Below are 20,888 nucleotides of genomic sequence, written 5' to 3'. Positions count from 1 at the left end.
TGCCGAGCTGAGTGCGGATCATGACCACTGACGAGTCACGCCTCGCCGAGAGCCTCGAGCAGCTGAGCGACGTCGCCGCGGAGGCAGGACTCGACCCCGCCGCCGCCCGCGACGAGGGGCTGCGCGTCGCGGCCGCGCTGGCCGAGGCCGTGCCCGGGGCGGCCCCCGCCTGGGCCGAGGTCGCGCACCCCGGCCTCACCGACGTCGCCCGCATCAACGAGGCGTTCTTCGACGCCGCCTCGTCCGGGCGTCGCTGGCGCGGCGCCCCGACCGACCTGCTCGACGCCCTCGTCGCCTCCCGGCACTCCCTCGCCGCCGAGTACGCCGAGGCGCTGACCGAGGTGGCCTCGTCCGCCGTCATGCTCGGCACGGCGCCGATCTGGGTCATCGCCAACGCGTCCGCCGCCTCCGGCGCCTACCTCGCCGCGGCGCGCCTCCCCTCGCACGGGCTGCCCGGCTTGCCCGGTGGCCCTCTCGGCGGCGTGCCCGAGATGGGTTTCGGCTCCCCCGACACGATGCGTCCGAACGTCCCCGGTCCGATCGACCCCCGCCTCCTCGAGCTGACGCGCCCCGGCAGCCTTGGGGCGCAAGGCGACCCAGACGGCATCCCCGCTCCCGGCGCGACGGCCACAGCCGCCCCCGCCGATCCGCCGGCCGGACCCGAGAAGCCCGCCGAGCCCGAGAAGTCGGTCGAGGAGCTCCTCGCCGAGCTCGACGCGATGATCGGGCTGGCCCGGGTCAAGAAGGAGATCCACCGGCAGGTCGCCCTGCTCAGTGTCGAGAAGATGCGCACCCACGCCGGCCTCAAGGCCCCGAAGATGAGCCGGCACCTCATCTTCGTCGGCAACCCCGGCACCGGGAAGACGACCGTGGCACGGCTCGTCGGTGGCATCTACAAGGCGCTCGGCCTGCTCCCCACCGGGCAGCTCGTCGAGGTCGACCGCAGCGAGCTCGTCGCCGGCTACGTCGGGCAGACCGCGTTGAAGACCGCAGAGGTCTGCGCCAAGGCCACCGGAGGCGTGCTCTTCATCGACGAGGCCTACGCCCTGACCGGCGACCAGTACGCCGAAGAGGCGGTCAACACCCTCGTCAAGGAGATGGAGGACCACCGCGAGGACCTCGTCGTCATCGTCGCCGGCTACCCCGACCCGATGGTCCGCTTCATCGCCCAGAACCCCGGTCTGGCCAGCCGGTTCACGACGACGATCGAGTTCGACGACTACTCCGACGACGAGCTCCTCGACATCCTCGACTCGATCGCCACGGGCTCCGACTACGAGCTGACCTCCGAGGCCCAGACCCGCGTGCGCCACATCCTGCAGGCCACGCCGCGCACCTCGGCCTTCGGCAACGGCCGCTTCTCGCGCAACCTCTTCGAGCAGGCCGTCGGCCGTCACGCGTGGCGGCTCAAGGACGCGACGGAGCCGACGCGCGACGAGCTGCGTCTACTCACCGCAGACGACGTCACCGACCAGCCCGACGAACCCGACGACGAACCCGCCGGCGCGCCAGCCGAGCCACAGGGGGAGCCCTTTTCACCGGTTGCACCGGAGGCGACTCCCGAGGATCCGGCGGCGCTCAGGGCAGACCCTGATGGTCCGGCGGGCACCGATGAGGCAGTCTCGAACGAGTACGACGAGCAGGACGACACGAGCGCGACCGAGCACGAGGACACCGCATGAGCGCACCGACGACGAACATCCCCGTCGCCATCCCGGCGGGTGCGTCGTCCGGCGCGCCCGCGGGCCAGCATCCGCGCACCATCGCCGGCAGCCTCTCCGGCGGCCTCCCCGGCGCCCGGGGCCTCGCGAGCCGGCTGCTCCACGGCACCCCCGGCCGGATGCGCCTCTTCGGCCTCCTCGGCGTCCTCGCTGCGCTCCTGCTCGGCGCGATCAGCGTCAACGCGCTGCTCGCGTCGCAGTCCGCGGTCGAACGTGCTGCCAACAACAGCGCCCAGGTGGTCCACGCCCAGTCGATCCACGTCGACCTGCTGCGCGCGGACGCCGTCGCCACCAACGCCTTCCTCGTCGGCGGTCTCGAGTCGCCCGAGTCACGGGCCAAGTACGAAGGCGCCATGGGGCGCGTCGCCGCCGGCATCGCCGAGGCGGCCGCTGCCCAGCCCGCCGACGGCAACGCGCTCGGGGTGCTGTCCCAGCGCGTGCAGACCTATGCCGCCCTCGTCGAGCAGGCCCGATCCAACAACCGACTCGGTCTGCCCGTCGGCGCGCAGTACCTCACCCAGGCGAGCACCGGGCTCCGGGCCGACGCGATCCCCATCATCACGCAGGTGGTCGCGGCCAACGAGGAGCGGGCGACGATGGAGTTCGAGCGCAGCAACTCGAGCGTCCAGCTCCTCGTCGGGGTCGTCTCGCTCATCGGTCTCGTGGGCCTCGCCGTGTGGCTCGCCAGGCGCACGCACCGCTACCTCAACCCGTCGCTGACCGGCGCGATCGCGCTGCTGCTCGTGGCCCTCTTCGTCACCGCCACCGTCATCACGGGCATCAGCACGGCGACCCGTGACGTGTCCCGCGGCGACTACGAGCAGGCCGTCGCCCTCGCGAACGTCACGACGGCAGCCAACGACGCCCGCGCCAACGAGAGCCTGACCCTCATCAAGCGCGGGTCCGGCGCGGCCAACGAGGCCGCGTGGAAGACCAACCGCACCGCCGTCGACGCCGGCCTCGCGAAGACCGACCAGTCCGGCGAGCTGACGCGGTCGTGGCAGGCCTACGTCGACGCCCACGTCAAGGTGCGGACGCTCGACAACGGCGGCCACTGGGACGATGCGGTCAAGCTCTCGACGAGCACGGCCGACGGCGGGGCCGCCAACACCTTCGACACCTTCGACGTCGCCGTGACGCAGGCGCGAGACAGCGCCGGCAAGGCCACGGTCACGACGCTCGAGGGGCTCGGCGGCAGCGCACCGCTCGTCGCCGTCGTCGTCGCCCTCGTGGCGCTCGTCGCGTCGTGGCTCATCGTCCGCGGAGTCGGCCAGCGGATTGAGGAGTACCGATGAGCACCATCAGCTCGACGCTGCGGCGCCGCCTCTCCACCCTCGTCGCCGTGGCCGGACTGGGCGCCCTCGCCGGCTGCTCCGGTGTCACGTACGCGGAGACCCAGCTGCCGACGACCCCGGCACCGAAACCGTCGAGCAGCGCGCCTGCCGTGGCCGCACCGACGTGCACCAACGCGACGCAGTCCTACGACCCGCTGCCGAGCCTGCCGGCCCGCGCCGACATCAGCGACGGCACGATGCGCAAGATCCTCGACAAGGGCTTCATCACCGTCGGGGTCTCGGCCGACACGTACCTCTTCGGGGCCCGCAACGCCTTCACCGGCGGCATCGAGGGCTTCGACATCGACATGGCACGCGCCGTCGCCAAGGCGATCTTCGGCGACCCGAGCAAGGTGCAGCTGCGCGTCATCACGGCCGGTGACCGCATCCCGCTGCTCCAGGATCGCGAGATCGACATGGTCGCCCGCAACATGTCGATGACGTGCGGGCGGTGGAACGACATCGGCTTCTCGGCCGAGTACTACCGCTCCGGCCAGAAGGTCCTCGTCAGCAAGGCCCTGCCCGGCGCCAAGGACCTCAGTCTCGCCGACCTCAAGGGCAAGCGGGTGTGTGCCCCGAACGGCACCACCTCGTTGACCAAGCTCCAGCAGGTGCCGGGACCGGTCGTCGTGACGGCCGGCACGCACACCGGCTGCCTCGTGCTGCTCCAGCAGGGCAAGGCCGACGCCATCACGGGTGACGACACGGTGCTCGCCGGCCTCGCGGCCCAGGACCCGAACACCGTCATCACGAGTGCCAAGGCCATCACCGTCGAGCCCTACGGCCTGGGCCTCAACAAGGCCGACGTCTACCTGGCCCGCTACATCAACCGCGTCGTCGCCGACCTCGAGGCCGACGGTGAGTGGAAGACGATCTACAACCGCTGGCTCGCAGCGCCGCTCGGGCCCGCCCCCGCACCCCCGACCCCGGTCTACGGACGATGAGCGCAGTGCCGCAGAGCCACCCCGACCCGGGCACCGTCGCACCGACGGCGCCCGGGCGTCTCGGCGTGCCCGTCCAGGCCGGTGAGGCCCAGACCTACCTCAACGCGTTGCGCGAGTGGGTCGGCCAGCGCCGCGCCGACCTCGGCGAGGTCGACCGCGCGGTCCTCAAGCTGTCTCAGGCCGAGCAGGTCGCGATCACCACCGACCTCACCGTGGCGCTGACCTTCTGGAAGGCCGTCAGCGACCGACTCACCCTGCTCGAGACGACCTTCGACGGAGGCCGCGTCGGTCCCGTCGAGGCCGAGCGGCTCTCGACCCTCATCCACGGACGGCTCGACTCCAACACGACCGAGCACCTCGCGCTGCCGTCGAGTGGCTCGCTCGCGGTGAGCCTTCCGGAGGCGTGTCGGCTGCTCGACTCGCTGACCCGCACCCTCCAGGCGCGAGCCTCCCTCGCCCCCGGGGCGGCCGAGGCGACGCAGCGGATCACCATGGTGCGGGCCGGGATCGAGCGCACCCGCGACCAGATCCCGCTGGTCCCGGCCGGCACGCAGCGTGACGATGCCACCGAGAAGCTCGCGCGGCTCGACCGCCGGATGGACGACCTCGTGGAGCGCGCCCGTCGTGGCGCCGACGTCGGCGGCATCATCGGCCCCCTCGAGATCGACGTGGCCGTGATCGAGCGCGACCTCATCGTCGCGGCGGCCGAGCGCGCCTCCGCCGCCCGCAGCCGGGTGCGCACCCAGCAGCAGGTCGAGGAGCTCGACGCGCGCGCCGCCGCCATCCGCGCCCTCGAACGCGCCTGCCTCGAGGCGATCACGCCGGCACCGCATCTCGCGATCCCCAACGTCCGCGCGCTGGGACCGGTGCCGCAGGCGGCAGCCGAGCTCACGGCATACCGCGACAAGCTCGAGCGGGTCTCCCGGGCGCTCGACCTGGCCCACGAGACGTACGCCGCCGGGCTGGCCGAGCGCGACGAGGTCGTCGGGCTCGTGGGTGCCGTCGGCGCCATGGCCACCGCGGCGACGCTGGCTCCCGAGGCGGGAGCCGACGTGGCCGAGCTGCGGCGCCGCCTCGACGAGACGCTCGCCGCCCGCCCGCTGCCGATCTCCCGTGCCCGGGCCCTCGCCGCGGCCTTCTCGGCCTACGTCGACGCAGCCACCCGCCCGCAGCCCCGTGCCGGTCGCGCCGCCCCCCGTCCGTCCGCACCCCGACCCCAGAGGCCCCGACCATGAACTGCACGCAGCCGGGCTGCACCGGAACGATCGTCGACGGCTACTGCGACGTGTGCGGCATGGCCGCCGGCTCCACCCCCGCCGCCGTCAGAGCACCTGCACCGGCTGCGGCCGCCGCCGGTCCGTCCATCCCCGAGGGTGGCGCCTGCCAGCAGCCCGGATGCGCGGGAACGATCGACGCGGGCTACTGCAACGTCTGCGGCACCCCGGCCGACCAGCTCGGTGTCGCCGGGTATGCCGCCCCCTCCGCGCCGTCCGCCGCTGCCGCCACGGCCGGCGCCACCGCGGCGACAGGGGCCACCGGTGGTGTCGGCCCCGAGATCTCCACGCGCTCGGCTGCCTCGAGCAACCTCGCATCGGCAGCGTTGGGCTCCAAGCGTGCCCGCGAGGCCGGGTCCATCGCCACGCGTCGCACGGGGGGCTCGCAGCGCCTGCGCTCGGCCCGTCTCGGTGGCGGCATCACCTCGGTGCGCCCGGCACCCGAGATCGACGCCGAGAAGGCCCTGCTCACCAACCCGTCCGTGCCCGAGAACAAGCGCTTCTGCCCGAAGTGCGGCGAGCCCGTCGGCCGCGGCCGCGACGGCAAGCCGGGCCGGACGACCGGCTTCTGCGCCAACTGCCGCCACCCGTTCTCCTTCGACCCCAAGCTCAAGGCCGGCGACCTCGTCGCGGGCCAGTACGAGGTCGCCGGCTGCCTCGCCCACGGCGGCCTCGGCTGGATCTACCTCGCGCGCGACAAGAACGTCTCGGACCGGTGGGTCGTGCTCAAGGGCCTGCTCAACTCGGCCGACCCCGATGCCCTCGCGGCGGCGATCGCCGAGCAGCGCTTCCTCGCGCAGGTGTCGCACCCGAGCATCGTCGAGATCTACAACTTCGTGACGCACGACGACGCCGGCTACATCGTCATGGAGTACGTCGGCGGCACCTCGCTCAAGTCGATCCTCAAGCAGCGCCTCCAGGCCGCCGGAAGGTACGACCCGCTGCCCGTCGACCAGGCCCTCGCCTACATCCTCGAGATCCTGCCGTCGTTCCAGTACCTCCACGACCTCGGGCTCGTCTACTGCGACTTCAAGCCCGACAACATCATCCAGGTCGGCGACGAGGTCAAGCTCATCGACCTCGGTGGCGTGCGCCGCGCCGACGACGACGACTCGGCGATCTTCGGCACCGTCGGCTACCAGGCCCCCGAGGTGGCCGAGCTCGGCGTCTCCGCCGCCTCCGACATCTACACGATCGGGCGCACGCTCGTCGTGCTGACGATGGAGTTCCGTGGCTACCAGACGACCTTCCTCAACACCCTTCCGGCCCAGGACACCGTGCCGGTCTTCCAGCGCTACGACTCGTTCTACCGGCTCGTCGCCAAGGCGTGCGCGCCCAACCGTGACGACCGCTTCGTCTCGGCCGACGAGCTGCGCTCCCAGATGGTCGGGGTGCTCCGTGAGGTCGTCGCCCTCGACCGGGGGTCCGGCGCTGCGGCGACCACCGTCAGCTCGCTGCTCTTCGACGTGCCGACGCCGGGCGTCGAGCCCGACGACTGGCGCAACCTCCCGGCCATGCGCCGCGACCCGCACGACCCGCAGACCGGATGGCTCACCACGGTCTCCGGCTCACCGGAGGAGCGCCTCGCGACGCTCAAGCGGGCCGCCGTGCGCACGACGGAGGTGCTCCTCGAGCAGGCCCGTACCGCGCTCGACGCCAACCGGCCCGACGTCGCCGAGTCGACGGCCGGCGAGCTGCTGAGCGCCGACCCGTGGGAGTGGCGAGCGGTGTGGATCCAGGGCCTGGCCGCGCTCGAGCAGGGCGACTCACGAGCCGCGCAGGCCGCGTTCAACGCCGTCTACGGCCAGGTGCCGGGGGAGCTCGCGCCCAAGCTCGCGCTCGCGCAGGCCTCGGAGCAGGCCGGTGACGGCGCCGTCGCCGAGAACCTCTACGTCGCGTGCGCACGCACCGACGCCACGTACGTCCCCATGTCGGCCTTCGGCCTCGCCCGTATCCGGGCCGCGCGGTCCGACGTCGAGGGGGCCGTGGCGGCATACCGGCTCGTCCCGGTCCAGTCGAGCGCCTACCGCACGGCACGCGCGGGCCTCGCGGAGCTGCTCACCAAGGCGAACCGGGGGCTGCCCGACCTCGCCGAGGCACTGCGCACGCTCGACGACACCTCGCTGTCGGCGCGGCGCCGGGCCGAGCTCACGACGCTGATCTACCGTGAAGCGCTCGTCACCGTGGAGAAGAGTGGCAACAAGGCCGATGTCCGCCTCGGCGAGCACAAGGGCACCCCCAACGGCCTGCGTCTCGGGCTCGAGGAGGCCCTGCGCGAGCTGGCCAAGCGCACCCCCGACCTGTCCGAGCGCGTCCCCCTCGTGGACGAGGCCAACGCCATCCGACCCTGGAGCCTCTGGTGACCGACATCCCGACCACGGGAGCAGCAGAGCCCGCTCCGCTGCCCGCTGCCTCGTCCGCGGCCTCGTCCGGGGCGACCGCCTCGCGGGACTGTCCCGCCTGCGGCACGGCCAACCAGGCCGACTCGACCTTCTGCGAGGCGTGCGGCGCCGACCTCGTCGTCGCGGCCCGCGCCTCGAACGGGGCCCAGCCGCCGRCCGACGTCTCGGACGGCACCGTGCTCGCCTCGGCGACACCGCAGACGGCGCCCGCCGGCGAGGAGTCCCCCCTCGACGTCGGCTGGACGGGGGCCGTCCCGTCGGCGGCCGTCGCCCCCGTGGCGGACGACCTCACGTGCCACGCCTGTGGCGAGGGGCACATCGTCGACGGCTACTGCGACCACTGCGGCACCCCGCCGCCCAACCCGCGCGACCACCTCGTCGAGTCCCCGACGGCCTGGGTCGGCGGCGTCTGCGACATCGGCAGGCGCCACGCCCGCAACGAGGACGCCATGTCGCTCAGCGCCAGCGAGCCGGCAGGGTCGCGCGCGGTCCTCGTCGTCTGCGACGGCGTCTCGATGGCCACCGATTCGCACATCGCCTCGCTCGCGGCCGCGACGTCCGCCCGGGCGGTCCTCGACCAGCCCTTCCCCAAGGGCGTCGGCACACCCGACGCCTGGGCGGCCGGCGCCGGGCGCGCGCTGACGAGCGCCGTCACCCGCGCCAACGAGGCCGTCGCCGCCTCGGTCGTCGAGGACGTGCCCAACCCGCCGTCGTGCACCTTCGCAGCCGCGGTCGTCGAGGACGACGTCATCGTCGCGGGCAACGTGGGCGACAGCCGCGTCTACTGGCTGCCCGACGACACGACGGAGCCCGCGCGCCAGCTCGGCCGCGACGACTCCTTCGCCCAGGAGCAGATGGCGGCGGGCGTCCCGAGGCTCGCGGCCGAGACCGGACCGCACGCGCACTCGATCACGCGCTGGCTCGGCAAGGACGCCCCCGACGACCTCACGCCGCACCTGACGACGCTGACGGCGACGCCCGGCTGGCTCATGGTCTGCTCAGACGGGCTGTGGAACTACTGCTCCGAGGCCGAGGCGCTGCGCACCCTGCTGACCGACGCCGCGGCCCAGCTCGACGACGCCACTCCCACGACGGTGGCCCAGGCCCTCGTCGACTTCGCCAACGAGCAGGGTGGACGCGACAACATCACGGTTGCCCTCGCCAGACTGGCTGGGCGAGGATCGAGCACGACGACGACCGAGGCGACCGCAGCGGCGGCGCCGGTGGAAGGGGACCCGACCGATGGCTGACTTCACGGCAGAGGTGTTCCAGAACGAGTTCCTGCCCGACGGGGGCACCGACGTGCACGCGATCGTCCGCGTGACCTCGACCGGCGCCTCGGCAGGTGCGTCGGCCGGCGCCTCGGCCGGGCTCGCCGACCCCGGCTCGGCGGCGGAGGTCATCCTCATCGACACCTCCGGCTCGATGGGCCGCCGCGGCGTCCAGGCCGCCGGCGAGGCCGCGAAGGCAGCCCTCGCCGAGATCGTCGACGGCACGCTCTTCTCGATCGTGTCCGGCAACGGCACGGCGCAGATCGTCTACCCCTACAGCCACCAGGGCGCGCTCGTCCCGATGTCGGCGCACACCCGCGGTGAGGCCAACCGGGCCATCGATGGCCTGCGTGCCAACGGCGGCACGGCGATGGGCACCTGGCTCACCCTCGCCCGGCAGATCTTCGAGACCGTGCCGCACGTGACCAAGCGCCACGCGATCCTGCTCACCGACGGCGTCAACGAGGGCGAGACGCCCCAGTCGCTGCAGGCCGCCGTCCGCAGCTGCGTCGGCGCCTTCCAGTGCGACTGCCGCGGCGTCGGCGACCAGTGGCGCGTCGACGAGGTGCGCGGCATCGCCTCAGCGCTGCTCGGCACCGTCGACCTCATCCCGGCGCCCGAGGAGATGGCCGCCGAGTTCGAGGCCATGATGCGTGCCTCGATGTCCCGGGGCGTCGCCAACTCCGAGCTGCGCGTCTGGGTGCCGCAGGGTGCCGAGCTGCTCTTCGTCAAGCAGGTGTCGCCGACGCTCGAGGACCTCACGTCGCGACGCACGGTCGTCAACCCCCTCACCGGCGCCTACCCGACCGGGGCGTGGTCCGACGAGAGCCGCGACTACCACGTGGCCGTCCGCCTCCCGGCTCGGACGCTCGGCCAGGAGCAGCTCGCGGCCCGCGTGCAGTTCTCGCTCGGCGGCGACCCTGTCGCCCAGGCCCTCGTCAAGGCCAAGTGGAGCAACGACGACTCGCTGACGACCCGCATCGACCCCGCGGTCGCCGCCTACACCGGGCAGGCCGAGCTCGCCACCGTCATCCAGGAGGGACTCGCGGCCAAGGCCGCCGGCCAGGACGACGTCGCGACCTCGAAGCTCGGTCGGGCCGTCCAGCTCGCCGACCAGACCGGCAACGAGGAGATGACCTCGCGTCTGCGGAAGGTCGTCGAGATCGATGACGCCGACACCGGGACCGTCCGGCTCAAGAAGGGGGCCTCGAAGATCGACGAGATGTCGCTCGACACGGCGTCGACGAAGACGAGCAGGGTGCGCCGGTGAGCGCTGTCTGCCCCAACGGGCACACGTCCGAGGCCGAGGACTACTGCGACACCTGCGGCTCGCCCATCGACGCGAGCGCCCAGCCGGCGGCAGGCGGCGGTGTCGGGGCCGGTGCCACCGACCCGAGGGGCGAACCGTCCGAGGCGGCGAACGGCGCTGGCACGTCCGGCTCCTCGCTCGACCTCGACCCTCCGGCCCCGGCAGCCCCCGCGACCACGGCTCCCGCCGACCCGGCTGCACCGGTGGGTCTCGTGTGCCCCAACTGCCAGACGGAGAACCCCGACGGCGCGCTCTTCTGCGAGGCCTGCGGCTACGACTTCACGACCGGCGCGATGCCGCGCGATCCGTCGGCCGGTCCGGGCGACCTCGAGGACACCGAGCCCGACGGTGAGGCCGTCGACCCCGCGGCTGCCGGCTCTGCCGGCGTCGCCGCGGGTGCCGCGGGTGCCGCCGCCGGCGAGCAGGCGTCCACGTCCTTCGAGTGGCTGGCCGAGGTCTGGGTCGACCCGGACTGGTACCAGACGCAGGAGGCCGAGGACCCTTGTCCCTCGCCCGGCCTGCCGACGATCATGCCGCTGCGGCACCGGAGCGTCCTGCTCGGTCGCGTGTCCACGAGCAAGAACACCAACCCCGAGATCGACCTGTCGTCCGACCCGGGCGTCAGCCGTCGACACGCCCAGCTGACCACCGACGGCTCGCGCTGGTTCGTCGAGGACCTCGGCAGCTCCAACGGCACCTTCGTCGGTCCCGCGTCCGGACCGCTCCCCCAGCGCGCCATCGCGGTCGGCCCGAAGACCGAGCTCGGCGACGACGACCGACTCTACGTCGGCGCGTGGACCCGCGTCGTCGTGCGTCGTGCCACGCCCGACGAGGTCGAGGCCTACGCCTGACGCCTGCCCGCTACTTGAACGCCACATGAACTCTGACGACTTTTCGCCCGGGGGCGCCTAGGGTGGTGCGATGTGAGCGACCGGGCCCTCCACACCGCCGTCGACATCCCGCAGGTCATCGTCGTCACCGGCGTCATGGCTGCGGGCAAGTCGACCGTCTCCCAGCTCCTCGCGGAGCGCTTCACGCGCGCAGTGCACCTGCGCGGTGACGAGTTCCGCCGCGTCGTTGTGCGCGGCCGCGTCGACATGTCGCCGCACGGCGACCCCGAGGCCGAACGCCAGCTCGCGCTGCGCCACGCCATCGCGGCCCACTCCGCCGACGAGTACGCCGCGGCCGGCTTCACCGTCGTCGTCCAGGACCTCTTCGTCGGCACGACCCTGCAGCCCTTCCTCGACCGGCTGACGGCGCGACCGCTCAGCCTCGTCATGCTCGCGCCCGACGTCGGCACCGTGATGCAGCGCGAGTCCGAGCGCGTCAAGGTCGGCTACGGCGACCTCTGGTCGATCCGCGACTTCGACCACAAGGTGCGCACCGAGACGCCGCACATCGGGCTGTGGCTCGACAGCTCGCAGCAGACGCCGGACGAGACGGTCGATGAGATCCTCGCCCGCCTGGCCGAGGCGAGGATCTCCTAGGTGTCCGGCCTGACGATCGGACAGGTCGCAGAGCGCACCGGCGCGGCCACCTCCGCGCTGCGCTACTGGGAGGACCTCGGGCTCATCACCTCCGTGCGCACCACCGGCAACCAGCGCCGCTACGAGCGGGCCACGATCCGCCGGGTGTCGTTCATCCGGGCGGCCCAGCGGGTCGGGCTGTCCCTCGACGAGATCGGTGCCGCGCTGGCGACCCTCCCCGACGCGCGCACCCCCACGGCGACGGACTGGGCCCGCCTCTCGCGCGCCTGGCGCGGCCGGCTCGACGAGCAGATCCGCCGCATCGAGAAGCTGCGCGACCAGCTCGACTCCTGCATCGGCTGCGGCTGCCTCAGCCTGCGCACGTGCGCGCTCAACAACCCGTCCGACGTGCTGGCCGACCACGGCCCCGGGGCCGTCCTCCTCGAGCCCTGAGCCCGTCGCCTGGTCGGACCGAGGGCGTATGCCATCCGCCGGGCGATGACGCCGGCGTCCCGCGATTCGTCCGGCACGTGCCTCGACCGGGTTTTGTCGTTCTTGTGCGCATGCTCCTCGTACGCGGGACCATCGAGAGGACACCACGATCGCCGGACGGGACCGAGCGAACAGGGGACACCGTGGAGACGCACATCGGCCGAGATCGTCGCACGCGCCGCGCGATCGGCACTGCGACGCTGCTGCTCCTGCTGACGCTTGTGGGCGCGTCGGCGTCCAGCGCCCGAGCAGCCCCCCCGACGCCGAGCGACTGCGGTGCTGCCGCGGCACTCGTCAAACAGGGACTACCGCAACGAGCCCTCGAGCTCGCGGTCGGGTGCGTCAAGGAGGCGGCCCTGGCCCGCACCGAGACACAGACCGCCGTGTCACTCGCCACCAAGGCCGAGGTGGAGCTCCTCGCCGGCAAGGTCGACTCGGCGGGCGACTACGCGACGGCCGCACTCGCGCACGACAAGGAGAACGCGGAAGCGGCAGCCGTGCTCACCGATGTCGCTGCCGCAGAGCCGACGATCGCCCGGCTCCAGCATGAGTGGAACGCGTTCGTCGACGAGCAGCTGTCGCCCCTCGGTGGGCTGCTGCTCGTCGTGCTCACCGTTCCGCTGCTGCTCCTCGTCGTGGCAAGACTGACAGCCCTCGCCGTCCGGGAGTGGCCCGATGCTGACGACCTCCCGAACGACCGTCTCCGCGGCGCCGTCCTTCGCGCCGGAATAGCGCTCATGCTGGCCGCCGCGGTGCTCGCCTCGCTCGCCGTTGCAGACGCGGCCACGCCGCCGACGTCGAGGCTCATGACCTGGACGGTGTTCGGCACCACGATGATCGGGTCGGTCGCCGCCGTGGTGGCGGCCCGACGAGCCGACCAGCGCAAGCTCGATGGCTCCAGCGCGCTTCTGCTGCTCGCGACGCTCACCGGGGGCCTGGCGCTCGTCGGGCTGGCGGTGCGTCTGCTGTGGGGAGACAACCAGCCACCCGCGGTCGAGCTCGCCTCGGTGATCGGTCTCGCCGCGCTGGCCGCAACCCTGTCGGTCTGGCTCACCTCCTGGTGGCTGGCCACCCGGATCCGCCTCAACGTCACCGGTCCCAAGGACGCGGCGGAGATCGGGACGGTCGTCGCCCTGCTCAGCGAGCTCGGCGCGGAGGCTCCGAAGGGACTGGAGGTGCCGCGTGGTGCTGACGTGACGGCTCTCGACGGTGCCTTCTCGACCTTGCCCGACAACCCCGTTCTCAAGGTGCTCAAGGACCTCGTGCGCAGCCTCTCCGGAGTGACGCCGTGGACCGCGACGATCGAGGGCGACTCAAGCGCTCGCGTCGTCACCGTGGTCCGCAACGGTCGCTCAGCGGGCTCGGCGATCATCGATCCGATGGTCCTGGGTCTCGTCGCCGAATCCCCACCGACCCCTGCCGCAGCGTCGTCAGAGGCGGCATCCGGGGACTCGGACGCGACGCCCGACGGCACCCCGGACGACCCCACCCTGCGGATGGCGGCCGCGTTCGTCCTCGTCACGATGGCCTCCAGCCATCGATCGATCAGGCGCGGCATGGCGGGGACCTCGTCGTGGAAGAGCCTTGGCTACCACTACATCGGCACCACGCTGCCGCAGACCGGTCGTGACGTCTCACGCTCCGGCGAGCTACTCGGCCGGGCCCTTTCGGACGACCCGGGCAACCTCGCCGCCGCGCTGGCCTTCCGTCACACCCAGCAGCGGGGCACGGACGACCTGTCGACGTTGCGCGACTACGAGAGCTTCCTCGTCCACTACCGCCGGCGGCTCGTCGGTCTCGAGGGCGAGCTCGACATCGATGCGCTCGCGCTCCGCGCCGAGTACACGCGCGCGCTCACGCTCGTCAACGCGGCATACGCCCAGCACAACCTCAAGGTGACGGTCCTGCCGTCGCAGGAYGACTACCGAGTCACGGCCAAGACGGCGCTCAAGGAGTTCTCGGTCACGGTGGAGCCCGACCCGGCCGACACCGACGGCATCAGCGCGTTCAAGGCCCAGTACCGTGACGACATCAAGGGCTCCCTGAGGCTCATGGGACTGCCGAGGTCCACCGCGGACGCGGAGGGGCCCACGGGGATCTACGGCATCTACAACGAGGCCTGCACGTTCGCGTCCCGCAACGACCTCATGTGGTCAGGCGCACCCGGTCTGGGGTACGACGTCGATGACCTACAGGCCGTGAGGCTGCTGCAGCACGTCGCGTTCGCCGGCAAGCTGAAGGACTGGGCGGAGCATGACCCCCAGCTCACCGCCTTCAAGCTGCGCCCGGCGTACCGGACCGCCTTCCTCAGCCCCCCGCGAACGAACTGGTTCGAGCTGACCACGGTCGAGCCCTTGGCCGACCGCCTCAAGGCCATGGGCTACGGCACGCCCCGGGTCGTCGCCCGCGCCACGGTCGGCAAGCTCTGCGTCGACACCTACGCCCCGCTGGCTGCATGCGCGGCAGTACGCGAGCTCGCCTGTCTCCACGAGGGACTCACGCAACGGTCGGTGGCGCTGAGCACGTGGTCGATCGAGATCCTCGACGACCTCGACCGTCGAGGGATGGCCCGTCTCGCCCTCCTCGCGTCCCTGACGAAGACCGAACGTGCTGCTCTTGCCACCGATGTGGCAAACACGGTCGTCCGCGCATGCAGGCCGGCCGCTGACACCGATGCCACCGCTGAGACCGGGCTGGCCAAGCACTTGCGGGCCTGGTTGCGCCGTCCGTACTGACACGGCCGGTGTGGCCGCCGGAGACACCTGAACGCCATGGGCCGACGTCCCGAGCGGGTTAGCCCGTTGTTACTGGGAGTTGGGATCGTCGGGTCGTGACCGGACCGCCCGGTCCGCACCCGAACGGAGACCTCCATGCGCACGCTGCCGCTCGGTGGGTCCGGGGCCGCGAGCGACGACGCTGCCGGCACCGGGCCCACCCCCTCGCCAACGGAGCCGGAAGCCGGCCCGGCCCGGCACGAGACCGGAGCTCTGACGTGGTTGGCGAAGGCTCTGCGCGACGCAGGCCTCGTCGTGCACGAGTCCTCGGGCTGGACGACGCGCACGCGTCCGGGCGACTTCGATCCCCGCGGAGTGCTGCTGCACCACACCGCGGCCTTCGCCACGACGTCCGACCCGCACCCGTCGCTCGACGGCCTCGTCGACGGACGCTCCGGCCACGTCGGGCCGCTGTGCCACGTCCTCGTCGACCGGAACGGCGAGGCCTGGGTCGTCGCCGCCGGACGCGCGAGCCACGCCGGCCGGGCCGACGCGAGCGGCCCGCTGCCCGAGGGAGACGGCGACGCGGTCTACGTCGGCATCGAGGTCGAGTACGCAGCGACCGACCACGAGCCCACGCAGTACGCGACGAATCTGCAGAAGTCGAACGCGATCGTCGCCGCAGCGGCGATCGTCGCTCGCCTGGGTCGCGACCAGCACCACGTGCGTGCCCACCGCGAGACAAGCCCGACCGGCGCCATCGACCCCTACAACTGGGACATGGTCTCGATCCGGGACTCGGTGCGCCAGGCCCTCGAGCGCACCGGACGCTAGTCCTCGCGGGTCGCACGCACGACAGGACAGTGCCCGCCCCTCCTCGGGGCGGGCGCTGTCCTGTCAGCCGGCGACCGGCGTCAGTCGCGGATGTTGTTCGCGCGGCGGGCGAGGTAGCCGGCGTAGGTGCTGAGGTTGGCGATGCGGTGGTTCATGTCGCTCGTGGAGTTGGACTCCTCGTAGAGCCAGAACTGGGTGTGGTCGGCGTTGGCCCACTTCTGGAAGAGGACCGTGTGGTTGCCCGGGTCGACGAGGAAGTCGCCGGCCTTGAGGTTGGCCCGCGAGATGCCGAAGCTGTAGGTCGACGTCGCCAGGGCCGAGGTGTTCGGGGCGCTGAGCCCGGTGGGGCCCAGCTTGAGGGCCATCGAGACGAAGCCCGAGCAGTCACGCCGCCAGCTGTAGACGCCGTCGGGCCCCGTGGCCGTGCCGGTCTGGCTGTACTGGACGTTGCGGTCCATCCAGTTCTGGGCCCGGGCGATGACGTCGGCCCGGCTGATGGGGTCGTTGGGGGCCGCGCTGGCCGGCGCGGCGGGTGCCGCGGTGACGGCAGCGGCGATCATCGTCGTGGCCAGGGCCGATCGGAGCATGGTGCGGCGGGACATCGTCGGCATTTCTTCGTCTCCTTATCCGGTGCCGTCGCGAGCCCTTCTCACGATGCGGCTTCAGGTTTCTGATGATGCACAAAATGCCATTCCCGACTAACAATCCGGTAATAGCCGAAATCCCGTCGAGAACGGTCGCGAACGAGCTGGAGAAAGACCTCCACGAAACGTCGTATGCCGCCGGGCGGGGCTCGCCGTGCACGAGCCCACCCAGCGGCATACGCCGTCAGACGCGTCTCCCGCGAGACCCCTGAGCCAGCGGGAGCACCGTTCAGCAGTTGGTGCGGGTGAAGTAGTCGGTCGTGTAGTAGGCCACCCACGTGCTCGTGCCGAACTTGATGCTGACCGGGCTGCCGTCGGCGCGCTGCTCGTAGTGCAGGTGGGACGTGGCCTGGCCACCGGACTTGCCGACGGTGCCGATCGTCGTCGTGTCGGCGACGTTCTGTCCGACGCTGACGTTGATCGAGTTGAGGTGGGCGTAGAGCGTGCTCCAGCCGTTGCCGTGGTCGATGATGATGCGGTTGCCGTAGCCGCTGCCCACGTTTCCGGCCGCGGAGACCCGGCCGCCGGCGCTCGCCTTGACGGCCTTGCCGAGGTCGAAGTCGCCGGACCCCTGGTTGAAGTCGATGGCGCGGTCGGGGTTGTGGCCCTGCCACGTCTGGCCGCGCCACTCCTGCTGGCACGTGAAGGGCACCTTGAGCAGCGGGCGCGTGCCTGCAGCGTCGGCGTTGACGGCGTTGACTGCCGTGCCGGCTCCGACGGCGGCGAGCGTGGCGACGGCGACGGCGGTGCGCTTCATTCGCGTGGACATGTTCATGACATTGACTCCTTCATTTCCTGGCGGTCCCCCGGGGCTGGTTCCGCGACGACTCGACCGGGCGGACGAGAAAGGTGCGGGGGCGTGGGGCGASGGGTGTCGCCCCACCGCCAGACGCGCTCGGGGATGACCGCGCCGTGGCTTGGGATGAATGTCCACGGGGGCGCTAACAATTCGTTAACCCCTTTTCCCGCACGGTGTCGTGAGGTGAATTCTCGGGGCCTTCCCCGAAGACGACGCCCGCGTGGTGGGCGGCCACGGCCGAGGTCGGGTTCAATGGCCCTGTGCAGTTCCGGGTGCTCGGGCCGGTGGAGGCCCTCGACGACGACGGCGCCCCCATTCGGCTGGGCAGCGGCCGCGAGCGGCTCGTCCTCGCCCTCCTGCTCGTCGGCGCCGACCGGCTCGTGCCCACGGAGCAGCTCATCGATTCCCTGTGGAACGAGCCACCGCCGACGGCCCGCCAGCAGCTGCAGAACCTCATCGCGGGCTTGCGGCGCAGGCTGGCAGCCCACGACCCGGCCCTCGTGACGACCCGGCCCTTCGGCTACGAGCTGCGGATGACGCGGCACCGGCTCGACCTCGCCGACTTCCGCAGCCTCTTCATGCAGGCCCGGGCCCAGCGCGCCGCCGGCGATGAGGACTCAGCCCACACCATCGCCCGCGCCGTCGAGCTCTGGCGGGGCGCGCCACTCAGCGACGCCGTCCCGGCGAGCTCGGACACCGGCACCGAGGCACTGATCCAGGGGCTGTCCGAGGAGCGGATCGCCGCCGTCGAGCTGCTCCTCGAGTCCCTCGCCGCCGGTGGACGCCACGAGGAGGTCCTCAGCGCAGCCTCGCAGCACCTGCAGGCCGACCCGTGGAACGAGCGGCTGCACGAGCATCGCATCCGGGCGCTCGCGGCCACCGGGCGCCGGCAGGAGGCCAGCGACACCTACCGCCAGGTCCGTCGCCAGTTCCTCGACGAGCTCGGGGTCGAGCCGGGCCGTGCCCTGCGCGAGCTCAACACCCAGATCCTCGGCGGCGCTCCACTGGCGCCCACCCGGCCGCGGCCACGGACCGTGCCGCGCGAGCTGCCGGCGATGACCTGGACCCTCGTCGGACGCGAGCCCATCCTCGGCTCGGTCCTGGCGCAGCTCACCCGGCGTCGCGGGGACGCCCCGGCGTCAGCCCCGCCCGCGATCGTCGTCCTCGCCGGCGTCGGCGGGGTGGGCAAGACGGCCCTCGCCGTGGCCGCCGCCCACCAGATCGCCGACGCGTTCCCCGACGGGACCCTGCACGCCTCGCTCGGGGCCGGCCCATCGGGCGTCGCCGACGGCCACGAGGTCCTCGGCCGTTTCCTCCGGGCCCTCGGCGTGGAGCACGCGTCGATCCCGGCCGACCCGGACGAGCGGGTCGCGCTCTAACGCAGCACGGTCGACCGCAAGCGCGTGCTCGTCGTGCTCGACGACGCCTCGAGCGAGGCCCAGGTGCGCCGCCTCCTCCCGACGTCCGCCGGGTCGGCAGCCCTCGTCACCTCGCGCAGCAAGCTGGCCGGACTGCCGGGTGTGCACCGGCACACGATCCCCCCGCTGCTGCCCGAGGACGCGACGTCGATGCTCGCCGAGCTGTCGGGGGCGCAGGACGTCGACGGGGCCGGGGTCCTCGTCCAGATCGGCACGTTGTGCGGGCACCTGCCGCTCGCCCTCTGCGTCGCGGCCGCGAAGCTCGCGACCAACGAGCACCTCCGGCTGGAGGACCTCCGGGACCGGCTCAGCGACGAGCACGCCCGGCTCGACGAGCTGTCGGTCGGCGACATCGACGTCCGGGCGAGCATCACGACGTCGGTGACGGACCTGTCCCCCGCCGCCGGTGTCCTCTTCCGTCGCCTCGCGCTGGCCCCCTCCGGCGACTGGCCCGGGTGGGTGGCCGCCCTGCTCCTCGAACGCGGCTCGGCCCCGTCCGGCTCAAGGGTCAGCGGAAGCGTCGGCGGCAGGCCTAGCGCCCCGGACGGTGTCCACGGTGGTGGCCGGGGTGGTCGCGGCGCACGCGCCGGTGGGGCTGCCCGAGCGCTCGACGAGCTCATCGACTGCCACCTCGTCGAGCCGACCGGGCGGGACACGGCGGGGCAGCCGCGCTTCCGCGTGCACAGCCTCGTCGCAGAGCTCGCCGCAGAGGCCCTGGCCGACACCGAGCCGGTCTCGGACTCGGACGCGCTCGCCATCGAGCTGGCCCGGCAGTGGCTCGCCCTCAGCGACGTCGCCGACGCCCGGCTGGACCCCGGCGGAGTCCGGGGTTCCGACGACCCGGCGGGTCCGACGACCGACGCCGCGGTGCGCGCCGCGTCGGAGTCGCCCGCCGACTGGTTCGAGTCCGAGCGGCTCAACCTCGTAGGCGCCGTCCACGCGGCCGTCGCCCGCGACGACCGCGAGCTCGCGGCACGCATCGCGCTGGCCATCCGCACGTTCCTCACGATCCGGGCCTACGACGACGAGCGCGAGCGGGTGCTGCGCATCGCGCTCGACGACTATCCGGAGGAGGCCGACCAGCGTCTCTCGGCGCAGCTGCTCGCCGCCCTCTTCGGCGTCCTCGCCCAGGAGCACCGCCACGACGAGCTGCCCGACGTCGCGAGACGCTTCCTCGACGCGGCTCGGCGCGTCGGCGACGGACCCCTCGAGCAGCGCGCGCTGTCGCAGCTTGGGTGGGCGGCTATGGTGCGACGGGACTTCGCGGCCTCGCTGGGCTGGTACGAGCAGGCAGCCGAGCTGGCCGTCGCTCGCGATGACCGCGCGGCGCGCACCACCGCCGATGCCCACCGCGGCGTGCTCCTGCGCAACATGGGGCTACCCGCCGAGGGTGACCCGCTCCTAGCCGCGATGGTGGCCGAGTCGCGCGAGCTGGGCTCCCGCCGCTCGACCTGCATCTGGCTCGTCACCCGCGCCGAGGGACTCGTCGACCTCGACCTCTTCGACGAGGCCCGGGCCCTGCTCGACGAGGCCCTCGCGCTGGCCCGCGAGGTGCGCGACGACCTGGGCGAGGCACACTGCCACCTGGCTCTCGCGCGGGTGCACCTCGGTCGTGGAGCGCTCGTCGACGCCACCACGGAGTACGAGTCGGCGCGGCCGCGGCTCGACGCCCACGCCCGGTCGGGTGAGGACCTCGACGTCCTGCGCCTGCGGGTCGACCTCGACACCGCGGCGGGACGGTGGCACGACGCCCGCCCTCGGGTGGAGCGACTGGTGGCCGCGCGGCGGGCGGCGGGCGACCCGCTCGAGCTGGCCTGCGACCTGGCTCGCGAGGCCCGGTGCGCCGCGCACCTCGATGCCGGCGAGCCGGCCGACGGAGACCCGGCGAGCGGTGACGACCCCACCCGGACCGAGTGCCGGGCCATCCTCGAGCGGCTCGACCTGGAGCCCGGTGCGCTGCGCCTGCCGGCCCATCTCCGGCACTGACGCCGCCGTTGTTAGCCGTTTGTTGGCGCACCCTCCGTAAGGTCCGTTGCACCAGGAAGGGCCCTCACCCGACGGGCCTCGAGAACCAGGGGAGCCACCTCATGAAGCTTGTCGCTCGCGTCGCCGCCGCCGTCGTCGTCACCGGTCTCTTCGGGATGACGGGTGCCTCCGTGACCGCCCAGGCCGCGCCGCCCAGCTGGTGCGCCTTCCAGAGCGTGGACGGCTCCTGCCACCCCACGCCGCCCCAGACGGCCTGACCCACCCCACCGGGTCTGACGCC

17 protein-coding genes are annotated in these 20,888 nt (G+C 72.6%); 15 read left to right on the top strand and 2 right to left on the bottom strand.

Annotated elements, in window-relative coordinates; all coding sequences use genetic code 11:
* Window positions 1-20: 20 nt before the first annotated feature.
* The 12 genes from AB4Y83_RS12230 to AB4Y83_RS12175 all read left to right on the top strand — a co-directional run bounded on the left by AB4Y83_RS12230 (window position 21) and on the right by AB4Y83_RS12175 (window position 15,761).
* Window positions 21-1,682, top strand: a complete 1,662-nt coding sequence (locus AB4Y83_RS12230) for an AAA family ATPase (RefSeq protein ID WP_442297047.1) — start codon at window positions 21-23, stop codon at window positions 1,680-1,682.
* Window positions 1,679-3,016, top strand: coding sequence for a hypothetical protein (locus AB4Y83_RS12225; protein ID WP_442297046.1), 1,338 nt, complete (start codon window positions 1,679-1,681; stop codon window positions 3,014-3,016). Before AB4Y83_RS12230 ends, AB4Y83_RS12225 begins: the two co-directional genes overlap by 4 nt.
* A complete protein-coding gene (locus AB4Y83_RS12220) occupies window positions 3,013-3,999 on the top strand; it encodes a glutamate ABC transporter substrate-binding protein (protein WP_442275820.1) in 987 nt (328 codons plus the stop codon). The genes AB4Y83_RS12225 and AB4Y83_RS12220 overlap by 4 nt, the downstream gene beginning before the upstream one ends.
* On the top strand, window positions 3,996-5,234 hold the full coding sequence (locus AB4Y83_RS12215; protein WP_442297045.1) for a hypothetical protein: 1,239 nt from the start codon (window positions 3,996-3,998) through the stop codon (window positions 5,232-5,234). Before AB4Y83_RS12220 ends, AB4Y83_RS12215 begins: the two co-directional genes overlap by 4 nt.
* Window positions 5,231-7,636 carry a tetratricopeptide repeat protein gene (locus tag AB4Y83_RS12210; RefSeq protein WP_442297044.1) on the top strand — a complete coding sequence of 802 codons (2,406 nt, stop codon included), beginning with the start codon at window positions 5,231-5,233 and terminating at the stop codon, window positions 7,634-7,636. The genes AB4Y83_RS12215 and AB4Y83_RS12210 overlap by 4 nt, the downstream gene beginning before the upstream one ends.
* Complete coding sequence (locus tag AB4Y83_RS12205) at window positions 7,633-8,925, top strand: protein phosphatase 2C domain-containing protein (RefSeq protein ID WP_442297043.1); 1,293 nt, start codon at window positions 7,633-7,635, stop codon at window positions 8,923-8,925. Before AB4Y83_RS12210 ends, AB4Y83_RS12205 begins: the two co-directional genes overlap by 4 nt.
* Complete coding sequence (locus AB4Y83_RS12200) at window positions 8,918-10,216, top strand: VWA domain-containing protein (protein ID WP_442275816.1); 1,299 nt, start codon at window positions 8,918-8,920, stop codon at window positions 10,214-10,216. Before AB4Y83_RS12205 ends, AB4Y83_RS12200 begins: the two co-directional genes overlap by 8 nt.
* Complete coding sequence (locus AB4Y83_RS12195; RefSeq protein WP_442275815.1) at window positions 10,213-11,106, top strand: FHA domain-containing protein; 894 nt, start codon at window positions 10,213-10,215, stop codon at window positions 11,104-11,106. The genes AB4Y83_RS12200 and AB4Y83_RS12195 overlap by 4 nt, the downstream gene beginning before the upstream one ends.
* A 72-nt stretch (window positions 11,107-11,178) precedes the next feature.
* Window positions 11,179-11,742: an AAA family ATPase gene (locus AB4Y83_RS12190; RefSeq protein WP_442297042.1), complete on the top strand. Its 564-nt coding sequence runs from the start codon at window positions 11,179-11,181 to the stop codon at window positions 11,740-11,742.
* Window positions 11,743-12,174 carry a redox-sensitive transcriptional activator SoxR gene (gene soxR / locus AB4Y83_RS12185; RefSeq protein ID WP_442297041.1) on the top strand — a complete coding sequence of 144 codons (432 nt, stop codon included), beginning with the start codon at window positions 11,743-11,745 and terminating at the stop codon, window positions 12,172-12,174.
* A 182-nt stretch (window positions 12,175-12,356) separates the two neighbouring features.
* Window positions 12,357-14,948 carry a hypothetical protein gene (locus AB4Y83_RS12180; protein WP_442297040.1) on the top strand — a complete coding sequence of 864 codons (2,592 nt, stop codon included), beginning with the start codon at window positions 12,357-12,359 and terminating at the stop codon, window positions 14,946-14,948.
* A gap of 135 nt (window positions 14,949-15,083) precedes the next feature.
* Window positions 15,084-15,761 (top strand): peptidoglycan recognition protein family protein, encoded by a 678-nt coding sequence (locus tag AB4Y83_RS12175; protein WP_442297039.1) that lies wholly within the window; start codon window positions 15,084-15,086, stop codon window positions 15,759-15,761.
* Window positions 15,762-15,841: 80 nt separating this feature from the next.
* Here the strand turns inward: AB4Y83_RS12175 and AB4Y83_RS12170 are convergent, their stop codons facing one another.
* Window positions 15,842-16,372 carry a hypothetical protein gene (locus AB4Y83_RS12170; protein ID WP_056773829.1) on the bottom strand — a complete coding sequence of 177 codons (531 nt, stop codon included), beginning with the start codon at window positions 16,370-16,372 and terminating at the stop codon, window positions 15,842-15,844.
* Between the two features lie 262 nt (window positions 16,373-16,634).
* Window positions 16,635-17,180, bottom strand: coding sequence for a murein hydrolase activator EnvC family protein (locus AB4Y83_RS12165; protein ID WP_082619592.1), 546 nt, complete (start codon window positions 17,178-17,180; stop codon window positions 16,635-16,637).
* A gap of 284 nt (window positions 17,181-17,464) precedes the next feature.
* Here AB4Y83_RS12165 and AB4Y83_RS12160 point away from each other — a divergent pair, with 284 nt between their 5' ends.
* From AB4Y83_RS12160 to AB4Y83_RS12150, 3 genes are all read left to right on the top strand, one after another.
* Window positions 17,465-18,583 carry an AfsR/SARP family transcriptional regulator gene (locus tag AB4Y83_RS12160; protein ID WP_442297038.1) on the top strand — a complete coding sequence of 373 codons (1,119 nt, stop codon included), beginning with the start codon at window positions 17,465-17,467 and terminating at the stop codon, window positions 18,581-18,583.
* A gap of 24 nt (window positions 18,584-18,607) precedes the next feature.
* A complete protein-coding gene (locus tag AB4Y83_RS12155; protein WP_442297037.1) occupies window positions 18,608-20,608 on the top strand; it encodes a hypothetical protein in 2,001 nt (666 codons plus the stop codon).
* Between the two features lie 101 nt (window positions 20,609-20,709).
* Window positions 20,710-20,865: a hypothetical protein gene (locus AB4Y83_RS12150; RefSeq protein WP_156415490.1), complete on the top strand. Its 156-nt coding sequence runs from the start codon at window positions 20,710-20,712 to the stop codon at window positions 20,863-20,865.
* Window positions 20,866-20,888: the final 23 nt, after the last annotated feature.

This window comes from Terrabacter sp. RAF57, from assembly GCF_052113925.1.
Classification (GTDB): Bacteria; Actinomycetota; Actinomycetes; order Actinomycetales; family Dermatophilaceae; genus Terrabacter.
Note: the sequence above shows the minus strand (reverse complement) of the source record. Positions and strands in the feature narration are given on the sequence as shown.